The sequence below is a fragment of the Actinomadura chokoriensis genome, from assembly GCF_041463665.1.
Taxonomy (GTDB): domain Bacteria; phylum Actinomycetota; class Actinomycetes; order Streptosporangiales; family Streptosporangiaceae; genus Spirillospora; species Spirillospora chokoriensis_A.
On sequence record NZ_JAXCEJ010000018.1, the window covers coordinates 52,071 to 64,319 of the forward strand.

The 12,249-nt window shown below is 71.2% G+C and carries 11 protein-coding genes and 1 pseudogene; 5 read left to right on the plus strand and 7 right to left on the minus strand.

Annotated elements, in window-relative coordinates; translation table 11 throughout:
* Positions 1–63 precede the first annotated feature (63 nt).
* The 3 genes and pseudogenes from SM418_RS25630 to SM418_RS25640 form a co-directional block, all read right to left on the minus strand.
* A complete protein-coding gene (locus SM418_RS25630; RefSeq protein WP_371943780.1) occupies positions 64–930 on the minus strand; it encodes an AraC family transcriptional regulator in 867 nt (288 codons plus the stop codon).
* A 54-nt stretch (positions 931–984) separates the two neighbouring features.
* A complete protein-coding gene (locus SM418_RS25635) occupies positions 985–1,791 on the minus strand; it encodes a phytanoyl-CoA dioxygenase family protein (RefSeq protein WP_371943829.1) in 807 nt (268 codons plus the stop codon).
* Positions 1,792–2,076: 285 nt separating this feature from the next.
* Positions 2,077–2,361, minus strand: a pseudogene (locus tag SM418_RS25640) (RNA polymerase sigma factor); the annotation flags it as partial.
* 231 nt (positions 2,362–2,592) lie between these two features.
* On the opposite strand from SM418_RS25640, the gene SM418_RS25645 reads away from it, so the two are divergent.
* Together SM418_RS25645 and SM418_RS25650 are read left to right on the plus strand one after the other, a co-directional pair.
* Positions 2,593–3,225, plus strand: a complete 633-nt coding sequence (locus SM418_RS25645; protein WP_371943779.1) for a hypothetical protein — start codon at positions 2,593–2,595, stop codon at positions 3,223–3,225.
* Positions 3,226–3,227: 2 nt separating this feature from the next.
* Positions 3,228–6,020, plus strand: coding sequence for a TIR domain-containing protein (locus SM418_RS25650; RefSeq protein WP_371943778.1), 2,793 nt, complete (start codon positions 3,228–3,230; stop codon positions 6,018–6,020).
* Positions 6,021–6,072: 52 nt separating this feature from the next.
* Here SM418_RS25650 and SM418_RS25655 read toward each other — a convergent pair whose 3' ends face one another.
* On the minus strand, positions 6,073–6,546 hold the full coding sequence (locus SM418_RS25655) for a MarR family winged helix-turn-helix transcriptional regulator (protein ID WP_371943777.1): 474 nt from the start codon (positions 6,544–6,546) through the stop codon (positions 6,073–6,075).
* A 197-nt stretch (positions 6,547–6,743) separates the two neighbouring features.
* Between SM418_RS25655 and SM418_RS25660 the strand changes: the two genes are divergently transcribed.
* Positions 6,744–8,207, plus strand: coding sequence for an MFS transporter (locus SM418_RS25660; protein WP_371943776.1), 1,464 nt, complete (start codon positions 6,744–6,746; stop codon positions 8,205–8,207).
* 82 nt (positions 8,208–8,289) lie between these two features.
* Here the strand turns inward: SM418_RS25660 and SM418_RS25665 are convergent, their stop codons facing one another.
* Positions 8,290–9,474: a site-2 protease family protein gene (locus tag SM418_RS25665; protein ID WP_371943775.1), complete on the minus strand. Its 1,185-nt coding sequence runs from the start codon at positions 9,472–9,474 to the stop codon at positions 8,290–8,292.
* Between the two features lie 132 nt (positions 9,475–9,606).
* On the opposite strand from SM418_RS25665, the gene SM418_RS25670 reads away from it, so the two are divergent.
* A complete protein-coding gene (locus SM418_RS25670) occupies positions 9,607–10,056 on the plus strand; it encodes a hypothetical protein (RefSeq protein WP_371943774.1) in 450 nt (149 codons plus the stop codon).
* Positions 10,057–10,207: 151 nt separating this feature from the next.
* Complete coding sequence (locus tag SM418_RS25675; protein WP_371943773.1) at positions 10,208–11,014, plus strand: SDR family NAD(P)-dependent oxidoreductase; 807 nt, start codon at positions 10,208–10,210, stop codon at positions 11,012–11,014.
* A 118-nt stretch (positions 11,015–11,132) separates the two neighbouring features.
* Here the strand turns inward: SM418_RS25675 and SM418_RS25680 are convergent, their stop codons facing one another.
* Both SM418_RS25680 and SM418_RS25685 read right to left on the minus strand, forming a co-directional pair.
* Complete coding sequence (locus tag SM418_RS25680) at positions 11,133–11,657, minus strand: GNAT family N-acetyltransferase (protein WP_371943772.1); 525 nt, start codon at positions 11,655–11,657, stop codon at positions 11,133–11,135.
* Between the two features lie 81 nt (positions 11,658–11,738).
* Complete coding sequence (locus tag SM418_RS25685) at positions 11,739–12,170, minus strand: ATP-binding protein (RefSeq protein WP_371943771.1); 432 nt, start codon at positions 12,168–12,170, stop codon at positions 11,739–11,741.
* Between the last annotated feature and the right edge of the window lie 79 nt (positions 12,171–12,249).

The following is a 12,249-nucleotide window of genomic DNA, read 5'->3' on the forward strand; positions in this document are numbered from 1 at the left end:
GGGATCCCCCGCCGACGCCCGTCCCCCGGTGCACCTCAGGGGTGCTGCTTTGAAGGGCCGTGTTCAGGCGTGTTCGGGTTCCACCGGGAGCCACAGTTCGGCGTTGGCCTCGGTCTTGTCCGGTGAAAGGCGGGTGCGCAAGATCTCAGAGCCGGTGCGGGTGCGGTACGGGTTCGACGGGAACCACTCGGTGAACACGTCCCGCCACAGCTCCTGGATGGCCTGCGGTGCCGGGCCGGAGGTGGTGAAGACCGCCCAGGTGCCGGCCGGGACGGCCAACGTGGTCGTGCCCTCCGGAGCGGCCGCGGAGGTGATCACGCCGTGGTGGTAGTCGAGTTCGGTGCCCTCGGCGCGGCTGGGGTCCATGCCGTCGCAGACCGCGACGATGCCGTCAGGCTCCTGGTCCGACAGCTTCTCCAGGTGCTCCAGGGCGTGCGGGTCGATGCTGCGGACGAAGTCCATGATCGTCTGGTTCGGTCCCGCGTGCACCAGCGGCACCCGGGCCTTGAACCCGACGACGGTGAAGTCCGCCCGGTCCACGACGCGGTAGCGCATGCTGCTGCGCCCTTCGATGGTGAGGCGGAAGGCCATCCGGGACTGGGAGTTGAGCGCGGCACCGGTGCGTCGGGCCTCGCCCGGTCCGATGCCGTGCATGGCACGGAACGCGCGCGCGAACGCCTCGCCGGAGCCGTAGCCGTAACGCACCGCGATCTCCAGCAGCGTCTTACGCCCCGCGAGTACTTCGGCGCCCGCGAGGGTGAGCCTTCGGCGCCGGATGTACTCCGACAAGGGCATGCCCGCGAGCGCGGAGAACATCCGGCGTAGGTGGTGCTCCGAGGTGGCCGCAAGGCGTGCCATCTCCTCCACGTCGACGGCCTGGTCGAGATGGCACTCGATGTGCTCCATGGCCCTGTTCAGCCGCTCCAGCATGCCCGGCCTCCTTCCTCTTCTATCTTCACGACCAGCGATGGTCGTGAAGCACGTCTATCCGGCGCCGGTACCGTCCCCGTCCGGACCAGGGGTGTCCTGTCCCAGGCCCCGGCGGATCGCAATCTCCACGGGTGAGTACGCGCTGTCGGCCCGCTCCAGTTCGTACGGCGCGGCGGGCATCAGCGGCGGCTGGGCCATGAAGCGCGGCCGCACCCCATGGTGCGCTTGTGCCGCGTGCACCAAGAACGGATGGCACAGGAAGACGTCGCCCGGGGACCCGGTGGCGAGGGCGAGCGGCCGGTGGTCGGACGCCGCCACCAGATCGGGGGCGAGGGTCAGCCCGCTCGCCCCGTCCTCCCCGTACTTCTCCAGCACCTTCGGCGCGTCGAGGTGTGAGCCGACCCGGATCCGGGTCGGGGCGTCCTCCTCACCGACCTCGCTGAACAGGAACAGCATCAGCAGCGCCCGGCCCCGGGAGCGCAGATTGGTGAAGTACCAGCTCTCGCCCTCCGGCAGGTAGCTGCCCTCGATGTGCCAGCCCGCGTCGTCCGGCTCGTCCTCGTGGGGGAAGCGCAGCGGGAAGGTGCCCAGCGAGTAGCGCGGCTCCCAGCATCCTGCGCCGGCGAGCAGATCGTACGCGTGATGCAGGGACGGGGAGTTGGGCGCGGCGGCGAACGGCCCTTGCGCCATGCCGGTCACCCAGTGCACGGGCCGCGTCCACGTCGAAGGGTCGTCCGGGGCGCAGCCCGTCTCCTTCCACAGCAGCCGCGCGCAGTCCGCGGCCACGCGCGGCGCGACGGCGCCCTGCAACTTCACGAAGCCGTCGCGGAGGAAACGGGATACCAAGATCGTGTCGTCCATGCCCCCCATCGTGCGACGACACCGGTCTCGACCACCCGACATTCTCCGCACCGCCTTTGTCGGGTGTTCACCGAGCCGTTTCCCCTCAGAGCGGACCGCCGGGTGACCTGGTGTGCGGCTCGAGCGCATCACGCGCCCACGTCCCGGAGTCGGGAGCGCGGGCGCGTGAGGCGGGACGAGTCGATCAGTTGGCTGCGGTCGGGGTCCACTCCGAGGCCAGCGATGCCACCGAGATCCGCCGGGAGCCGGCCGGGCGCCCGGCGTTCTGCCGATGAGCTTCGCCGCGATCCCGTACAGCCAGGGCCGTGCGTCCGGGCGGGCCAGGTCGTAGCGATCCCGCTTGTGGAAAGCGGCCAGGAACGTCTCGGCGACCACGTCATCGGCCGCCTGGGCGCCGAGACGTCTCGCGACGTACCGGTGGATGGACGGCGCGTGCCGGTCGTACAGGTCCGCGAACGCCTCGGGACAGAGCCGGGATCGTTCGATCAGGCGCGCGTCGTCATCTGGCGCGGGGCTGCTCCCTTCGGGCAGCACCAGCAGGGGAGGTGTGCCCCTGGGACTGGCGGTCATATGGCTCCGTCCTCGCAGGGTTCACCGCGCGGGAACTCGCACGGTCACCCCGTCATCATCCGCATCCCGGTCAAAGGTTCACGGTCACGGAGGATTCCGGCCCGTGAGGTGACATGGGCGTGGGGCGCCGGTGACCGGTGGCGGCCGGTCCAGTGAAACGACCTTGGATTTGCGGATAACTTCAACCGCATGACGGATCACCGTCGGTAACCGCCTCCGGGAGAGTGGTCGATGACCGAGCAGACCCCCACCGAAAAACCGCCCGAATCCCGCGCGAAGGGCCGAATCGTCATCGGCGTGCTGGTGGTGGTGCTTCTGCTCGGCGCAGGTCTGGTGGTGCTGATGCTCTTCGACGGCGGGGAGCAGGAGGGGGAACCCGGCGCCGCTCCACGGGGAACCATAGCGCCCGGGTCGAAGCTGAACATCCTCACGGCCGGCGATTACCCCTGGGCGATGACCATCACCTCTGAGGGCGGCGCCACCTGCGGGCTCGCGGCAACGCACACCATGCCGCCGTGCAGCCTCCTCATTCCGGAAAACCGCTCGGTGCTGCACCTCCAGGCACGGTTCCGCAAGAACCTCATCTATGACCGGCCGCCGCGCGACGGGTTCGTCTGGTACGGGTGCGACGAAGGGCCGAAATCGAAGACCTGCACCTTCACGGTGACCAGGCCGGGGGGTGTGTGCATCACCGGCGTCGATCCGGTCGTGCGATACGACTCGTGTACGCGGCTTTGGGAGTCCGGCGTGCTGAGTCGCCTGCCCAAGGCTCCCCCCAAGTTCACTCGCGATCCGGTGAGCAGCAGATTGCTGTGGAGCTTCCCGCCGGGCGTGTGCGAAGCGGACGGCATGACCCTCTGCTGACCATGCGATACGACGCCTTCATCTCCTACAGCCACGAAGCCGACATCGAGACGGCGAAGGCTCTGCAACACGAACTCCGGGTGATCGCCCGTCCCTGGTATCGGCCGTACGCGCTCCGGGTCTTCCGCGACACGACGAGCTTGCCAGCGGATCCGAGCCTTTGGAGCGCCATCGAACGCTCCCTCGAACGTTCGGAGTATCTGATCCTGCTCGCCTCGTCCAAGGCGGCCGCGTCGCCCTGGGTCGCGCGAGAGGTCACCTGGTGGCGGGACAACCGGACGTCGGAAACGCTGCTGCTGGCGCTCACCGATGGCGACATCGACTGGGACGAGGACGCCTCCGACTTCGACTGGGCGCGGACCACCGCCCTCCCGCGGTGCCTCTCGGGCTGGCTGCCGGACGAACCGAACTTCGTGGACCTCCGCTGGGCCCGGGACGGCCGGGAGGGCCCCGCCGGGGACCGGCGGTTCCGGAACGACGCCGCCGGGCTGTCCGCCGCCGTCCACGGGGTCGGAAAGGACGAGATCGAGGGCGTGGAACGCAGGCAGCGACGGCTGTTCCGCCGGGTCGCGGCGTCCGTGCTCTCGGTGTCGTGCGTGCTGCTGGTCGGTGCCCTGGTGGCCGCGACGCTCGCGGTCGGCGCCACCAGGCGGGCTCGGGACCAGCAGGGGAGGGCGGCCGCGCGGGCGCTGGTCGCCGCCGCCGAGGCCGCCCGGAACGCCGCGCCGCCCGATGTCGACACCGCGCTGCGGCTGACCACCGCCGCGTACGCCGCTCTGCCGGGTCCCGAGACGCAGGCGGCGCTGATCCAGACCCTCGCCGGGACTTCCCTGGCCACCGTCCTCCCGGTCAGGTTCCGGGCGGTCAGCGGGATCGCGGTCGCCTCGGACGACCGGATCCTCGCCGTCGCGGACGGCTACTCGGTCCACCTGTGGAGCCTGCCCGAAGGCCGGCGACCGTTACCCGTGGGCCGCATCCCGTCCCCGGGGCTCTTCGTCGACGAGCTGGCGCTGTCGCCGGACGGCCGGTTCCTGGCCGCGGGAGGCGACGGTGTACTGCGACTGTGGGACATCGCCGTCCCTGCCCGGCCCGTACCGATCGCACTGCCCGAGGTGGAGATCGCCCCTGTCAGCGGGTTGGCGTTCTCGGCGGACAGCCGGATCCTCACCACCTGTTACGGCAGCCGGCTCGTCCTGTGGGACGTGACACGCCGTCGCACCGCCGCGTCCATCACCAGCGCATCGGGCGACCCCGTGATGTCCGTGGCGTTCGCGGACGCCTCACCCACCATGGCGGTCGGATACCGGAGCGGCCTCAGTTCGACGTGGGATGTGCGCACCCCGGCCAAGCCCCACCGGGTGGCCGGGCCGTGGGCCGCCAGCAGAGGCGCGATCATGCAACTGGCGATGTCGCGGGACGGCGCCGTCGTCGCCGCGTCCGGCATGGACGGGACGTCCGTCTTCGGCGTCGCGAAGAACACGGTGCGGCGCCTGAAGCATTTCAAACGGCCCACCGGGGCCTTCTGGACGACCAGGGCTTCCGTCTTCCCGCCCCAGGGCGGCTCGCTGATCACTGCGATCGGACAGTCCGTGGTGCGGTCGGAGCTCGTCCCCGGGGGGCCGCCGCGCGTCACCGAGCGTCTCACCGTCGCGCACTCCGGCGACATCGACCACGCTGCCTTGTCTCCCCGGGGTGACCTGCTCGTCACCGCCGGCCGCGCGGGCCAGGTGATCCTCTGGGACATGATCGCGCCGCACCGCCCCCGGAACACGGGCATCGCGCTCGGCGGATTCCCCACTGAGGTGTCGGAGGCCGTCCTCTCTGGGAAGACGGCGCTGGCGGCGGTGGCCGGAGGTGACACGGTGCGGTTGTGGGACACCAGCGCACGTCCTCTGTCTTCCCGCTCGATACGGCGGCCCGGGCAGGCCGTCGAGGCGATGGCACTCTCCCCGGATGGGCGGACCCTTGCCGTCGGAACCGGCGATCCGGCCGCGACCCTCTGGGACGTCGAGGACCCCGACCGGCCGAAGCTGTTGACGGACGCGCTCACCGACTACACCAACGCCCCGCACGCCATGGCCTTCTCGCCCGACGGCAGGCTTCTCGCGATCGCCGGATACCCGGCGGTGACGTTGTGGGACGTGACGAAACCGGACCGTCCGCGCAGGCTGGGCCGGGTGCCCGCGGGGCAGACGACCACGACGGCCGATCTCGCCTTCTCGCCGGACGGCCGCACCATCGCGGCGGCACTCGGATCGGAGGTCGCGCTCTACGACGTCGGCGACGTGTCCCGTCCGGTCGCCAGGTTGCGGGGGCAGGTCGAGTCGGCCAGGGTGGCGTTCTCCCCGGACGGCAGGACTCTCGCCACCGCCGGGCAGGAACCGGGAGTGCTGCTGTGGGATCTCGCCGACCGGACGCGGCCGAGACCCTTGGGGCAGCCTCTGGCCGGCCCCCGCCAGTACGTCCAGCGGCTGGCGTTCTCGCCGGACGGCCGCACCCTGGCCGTGGCGGCGGGCTCCGTCCGGCTGTGGGACATGACCGACCGCAGGCGTCCACGATCACTCGGCGACCCGCTGCCGGCGGCCGGGCAGGCCCTCACCTTTTCGCGAGACGGTCTGACGCTGGCCGCCGGAGGCGCCGGTCACGCCGCCGTCCTGTGGGATCTGCGCGGCCTGAGCCGGTTGCGCGCCGATCCTCTGCGCTGGGCCTGCCAGCGGGTATCCGCCCCACTCGATCCGGCCACGTGGGCCCGCTACGCCCCGGGCGTCCCGTACCGGGACGGGTGCCGCACCTGAGCGACTGGCGCGACAGCCCACCCGCCTGCCGGCGCGGCTCCGGGGAGATCGGTCAGACGCTTTCCACTGGTCTGGCGTCCGTGTCGGCGGGACGCGGCCAGGGGCGCCCGCTGAGGCGTTCGATGTCGGTGTTGAAGCGCCGCAGGTAGGCGGCGAAGGTGACGATGTCCTCGTCGGACCATTCGGCCATGACCTTGTCGAGGCCGTTGGTGATGATCGCGCGCTCCTCGTCGAGGAGGCGGGCGCCCTTGCCGGTGATGCGGAACTTGCGGGCGATGCCGCCCTCGGGGTCGGGGATGCGCTCCAGGAGTCCGGCGCGCATCGCCGCGGCGGTCTGCCGGTTGAGGGTGGAGGCGTCCAGCCCGAAGGCGTCGCTCAGCTCCCCGATCGTCATCGGCCCCTGGAGGCGGATTCGGCTTAGCAGGACGTAGGCGCTGCGCTCCAGCAGCCTGGCCCGGCGGGGCATGACCTCGTGGCGGCTGAGCAGCATCTGCTCGTACTCGACCTCGTGCGTGGGCCTGATCATGGCCGGTGCGCCTCCTCCCGCCGGGGGAGCCCGCGCCTTCGGGGCGTCCCGCCTCCATCCTCGCAGAGAGATCTCCGCCACTGCGGAGAGGTATGCAACACACATAATATGTGCCGGATACATATTAAGTGTATCGTGCACGTGCGGTTCCGGTCCGACGGCCGGACGGATACGACGACAAGCCAAGGAGTCGCGTCATGGACGCCCCTCAGCACGCCGCCAGATCGGGCGGCGTGGTCGCCACGCTGGCTTTCGCCGGCATCACGGCGGCGATCATGCAGACACTGGTCACGCCGCTCATCGCGGACCTGCCCAGGATCCTGCACACCTCGCCGTCCAACAGTGCGTGGGTCATCACGGTCACCCTGCTGGTGGGGGCCGTCTGCGTGCCGGTCTTCGGCCGTCTCGGCGACCTCGTGGGCAAGCGCCCCATGCTCCTCGTCTGCGCCGCGCCGCTGATCGCGGGCTCGGTGGTGTGCGCGCTGTCGTCCTCCGTCGTCCCCATGATCATCGGACGTGGCCTGCAGGGCATGGGCATGGGCATGGTGCCGCTCGGCATCGCCCTGCTGCGGGACGTGGTGCCGCCGGCGAAGCTCAGCTCCTCCATCGCGATGGTCAGCGCGTCGATGGGCATCGGCGGCGGCCTCGGCCTGCCGGTCGCCGCCGCGGTCGCCGAGTACACCAGCTGGCGCGTGCTGTTCTGGGGGGCGACCGCCATGGCCGTGATCATCGCGGTCCTGATCTGGCGGCTGATCCCGAACGTCCCGGCCGGGGCGAAGGGTGAGCGCTTCGACGCCCCCGGCGCGATCGGGCTCGGTATCGGCCTGGTCTGCCTGCTGCTGGCGGTGTCGAAGGGCGCCGACTGGGGCTGGTCCTCCGCCACCACGCTCGGCCTGTTCGTCGCCGCGGTCGTGATGCTGGTCGCCTGGGGATTCTGGGAGATCCGTACCCGGCAGCCGCTCGTCGACCTGCGCACCACGGCCCGCCCCCGGGTGCTGATGACCAACCTCGCCTCGATCTTCGTCGGCGTCGGCATGTATTCGTCGATGCTGATCGTGCCGCAGCTGCTGCAGTACCCCAAGGCGACCGGCTACGGCCTCGGCCAGTCGATGCTGGCCGCGGGCCTGTGGATGGCGCCCGCCGGGATCATGATGATGCTCGTCTCCCCGTTCGGCGGAAAGCTCACCAACATCCGCGGCCCCAAGTTCACCCTGATCTGCGGAATCCTGGTGGTGGCCGCCGGCTACGGCGCGTCCCTGGCGCTCATGGGGGCGGCCTGGGGCCTCATGGTCGGCCTGATGATCATCAACTGCGGGGTCGGGCTCGCCTACGGCGCGATGCCCGCACTGATCATGGGCTCGGTGCCGCTCAGCGAGACCGCCGCCGCCAACGGCTTCAACACCCTCATGCGCTCGCTCGGCACCTCGATCGGCGCGGCCGTCATCGGCGTCGTCCTGGCCGAGTTGACCATCAACCTCGGCGGCCACGAGCTCGCCTCCGAGAACGGCTTCCGCGTCGGCCTGCTGATCGGCGGCGGCGTCGCCCTGCTGGCCGCGGCCATCGCCGGTGCCATTCCCGCCGGACGGCGCGCCGACCTCGGCGGCCACGGTGCACACGCCAAGCACGCCGCCGTTTCCGAGCAGGTCACCAGCGACACCTGATCGCCGGTGACCCGGGCCGTCCACCCGTGACCGCACATAGGTCCGCCCGCCACGACGTCGTGGCGGGCGGACCTATGTGCGGTCAGGGGCCTCTGTCGTGCGGGAACGTCATGTCGGCGCCGCGCGGGGGCGGGTAGGGGCGGCTGCCGCGGAAGTCGCTGGTGTGCATCGCCCGGCTGATGTCGCTCGGGCTGACCACGCCCACGACCTGGGCGCCGTCGCCCAGCACGACGGCGCGGCCGTCGGCGCGGCCGGCCATGCGGGGCAGCAGGTCGGTCAGCGGGTCGTCCGGATGGGCGGTCGGGACCTCGTCCGGCGGCCAGGCGATGTCGGCGAGGCGGCGCGTCGCGCGCTCTTCGGGCGGGGTGGAACGGATGCGGTTCAACGTCACCAGGCCCGCCAGGCGGCCGTCCTCGACCAGCGGGTACGTCGAGAAGCGGTGGGTGAGGACGACCTCGTCGATGAGGTCCTGCACCGAACGCGCGGCGTCGGTCACGACGGGGCTCGGGGTCATGACGTCGCGGACGCGCAAGCCGTGCAGTGCCGCGTTGACCCGCGTCTGCTGTTCCTCGGAGCTGGCGGCGCCGACGAGGAAGAGTCCGATCAGCACCAGCCAGAGTCCGCCGAAGCCGACTCCGACGACGAACTGGAGGAAACCGAAGGCGATGAGGAGGTAGCCGAAGACGCGTCCGGCGCGGGCGGCGGTGATGGCGGCGGAGGTCCGGTCGCCGTGGCGCCACCACAGGAACGCGCGCAGGACCCGGCCGCCGTCGAGGGGGGCCGCGGGGACGAGGTTGAACGCGGCGAGGATCCCGTTGATGCCGGCCAGGTAGGCGAGCGTGTCCACGCCGAGGCCGGGTCCGGTGGCGGCGTGCGCCACGACCGCCGCGATCGCGAAGACGCCGCCCACGGCCAGGCTGGCGAGCGGGCCGACGACGGCGATGCGCAGGTCCGCGCCCGCGCTGCGCGGTTCGCCGCGGAGCTGGGCGACGCCGCCGAGCAGCCACAGCGTGATGCCGGAGACCTCGATGCCGTTGCGGCGCGCGACGATCGCGTGCGCCAGTTCGTGGACCAGCAGCGACGCCAGGAGGAAGATCGCGCTCACCAGGCCGGCCACGACGTAGGCCCACGTGGAGAGTCCCGGATGCACCGCGGGGAACCGGCCGAACGCCAGCCCGAAGACCAGGATCACCACGATCAGCAGCACGCTGTAGTTGAGCCCGATCCTGATACCGGCGATGTGACCGAGCCGGATCGACTCCTTCATCGGTCTACCTCGTCCCCCCACGATTTCCCCCGAGATGCGCACGGGCTACCCGCTGCCTGGGTCTCTATGCCGTCCCGTCCGATCGGTCCCGGGACGTGGTGGGTTCGCGGAATGGGCGGGTAGCGCCAAGGCATGGACAAGCTGACGCGTGGACTGATCGCCGGAGCCGCCGGGACGACCGCCCTCAACGTTGTGACATATCTGGACATGGCGGTTCGGGGGCGTCCCGCCAGCACGACGCCCGAGCAGAGCGTGGAGAAGCTGGCGGACGCCGCCGGAGTCGATCTCGGCGACGGCGAGAAGGCGGAGAACCGGAAGGCGGGCCTGGGGCCGATGCTCGGCTTCGGAACGGGGCTCGGCGCCGCGCTCGCGTACGGCCTGGTCGCCGGACGCCGCAGCGTTCCGAAACCGGTCGCGGCCATGGTGCTGACAGGGCTCGCGATGGCCGGGTCGAGCGTCCCGATGACCGTGCTGGGGCTGACGGATCCCCGTGACTGGTCGGCTTCGGACTGGATCGTCGACGCCGTCCCTCACCTGGCCTACGGAGCCGTCGCCGCCGGCGTCTACGACGCCCTCCGTTAGCGCCTGTTCACAACCGCTCTCCTGAATTCGGACGCTTGAGGGTTTGCCGCAGCGAAGCGGGCTGGCGCAACGCAGTGCAACCGGCCTGCGCGCGGTGGGGTTCTTGGGGCGAACGCTCGATCGGGCGTGCTCGCTCTTGGGAGGGGAACTCATGGACTTGCGGCTTGCCGGACGCGTTGCGATCGTCACCGGGGCGTCGAAGGGGATCGGGCTGGCGGTCGTGCGGACGCTGCTGGACGAAGGGGCCCGCGTGGTCGCCGTGTCGCGCAAGGGCGGGCCGGAACTGGACGCCCTCGCCGGGCCGAACCTGCTGCACGTCCCGGCCGACCTCATGGACCCGGACGCCCCCGCGGCGGCCGTCGAGCGCGCGGTGGAGGCGTTCGGGCGGCTCGACGTGCTGGTCAACAACGCCGGCGGTCCGCCGCCGGGCGCGGAGCTGCCCCGGTTCGGCTTCCTGACCCCGTCGGACGACGACTGGCGCGCCATGTTCGAGTTCAACCTGTTCGCGGTGGTCCGGGCGGTGCGGGCGGCGATCCCGCACCTGCTGGAGAGTGACGCCGCGGCGATCGTGAACGTCTCGTCGGGCAACGGGCGGCGGCCAGGCCCGATGAACTTCGACTACAACGCGGCCAAGGCGGCGCTGAACAACCTGACGAAGGGGCTGTCGGAGGAGTACGCGCCGCAGGGCATCCGGGTCAATGCGGTTTCGCCGGGCCCGGTCCGGACTCCGTGGTGGACGGACGAGGGCGGCGCCGCCGACATCATCGCCGCGGCGACCGGCTCCGACCGTGACGCGGTGCTGGACGGTGGCGCCGCGGAGATGATGAGCCTCACGACGGGGCGTCTCGCCACGCCGCAGGAGGTCGCGGACGTGGTCGCCCTGCTCGCCTCCCCGCGCTCGGCCAGCACGACCGGCGCCGACTACGCGGTCGACTCCGGCTTCCTCAAGGAGATCTGACCTATAAGGGACACTGCTCGATTCGATCAGTTCTATCTCTTGGACTTCTGTCTGAGGACGCCCCAGGATTGGGGGTGAGGACGCGAGTCCCCGCGGACCGACCGGCGTCCCCGGGCTCTCACGCAGGCCCCCCGGCCGACCGGCCGGGGGCTTCTGCGTCCCCGGCGTTCAGGTCCTTGACGTAGCGGTGGACGGGGACGTCGACCGTGCCGGTCGCGGTGGGGGCGCGGTAAGTGAGGGGGCCGGTGTCGCGCCATCCGTGCAACTCGTAGAAGCGCCGGGCCCGCGTGTTGCCCGGGACGACCGCGAGCCACGCCTGGCGATGCCCGCCCCGGAACCGATCCTCCGCACTCCGCAACAACGCGCCGCCGACGCCCTGACCGCGAGCGGAGCCGTCCACGGCGAGCTGGATCACCTCGCCGTCGTCATCGCCGAGGATGATCAAGCCGAGGATCCGGTCGCCCGGCCCGGTGGCGACGAGGGTGGAGGCCGCGTACTTCTCGGCGTGGACCGCGAAGTGCTCGGGGCCCCGCTCGTCCATCAGCTCGGCGGGGACGTGTCCCACGTGCCCGTCGAGCCAGGCCGCCCGCCACAGCGGCGCGAGCGTCGGCAGATCGGCGGGTTCGGCAGGTCTCACGATCATCGTCTTCCCCTCCCGGACGGCGGCCCTGTGTCGCGCGGAGCGGCACGGTCCCGTGGCCCTGCACCATCATGGCGAGGTTGCTCAGCTACCCACCACTGGCACAGCATGGAACTCCGCCCACACGACGGTGCCGTTCAACGCGGGGTGCGACCCCCAACTCTTCGAGAGAGCGTCCACGAGGAACAGGCCCCGGCCGTCCTCTGAGAAGGTGTCGGTGCGCACGCGCGGCTGCTCCTGGGCGCCGCCCTGATCGAGGACGGTCACGCGCAGCACGTCCTCACGGGCGCTCACCACGACGGTGACCTGCCCGCCAGTGCCGGACGCGGTGTGCTCGCACGCGTTCGCGACCAGTTCGTCCACACAGAGAACGACGTCGGCCATGGCCTCGTCTTCGATGTGCGGCGCGATCCTACGCACGAATGCCCGCGCCGTCTGCGCCGACCTCGGCACACCGGGCATCGTGATCGTCCCGAGCAACCGCATGTCCTCGGGCCCCGGCTCGCAAGGCGTCATAGCCTCACTCCCTTCGGTAAGCAACGCCCGCAAGCATGAATGCCCAGGTGAGAGCCCACAACCGCTTCATCGAGAGGGG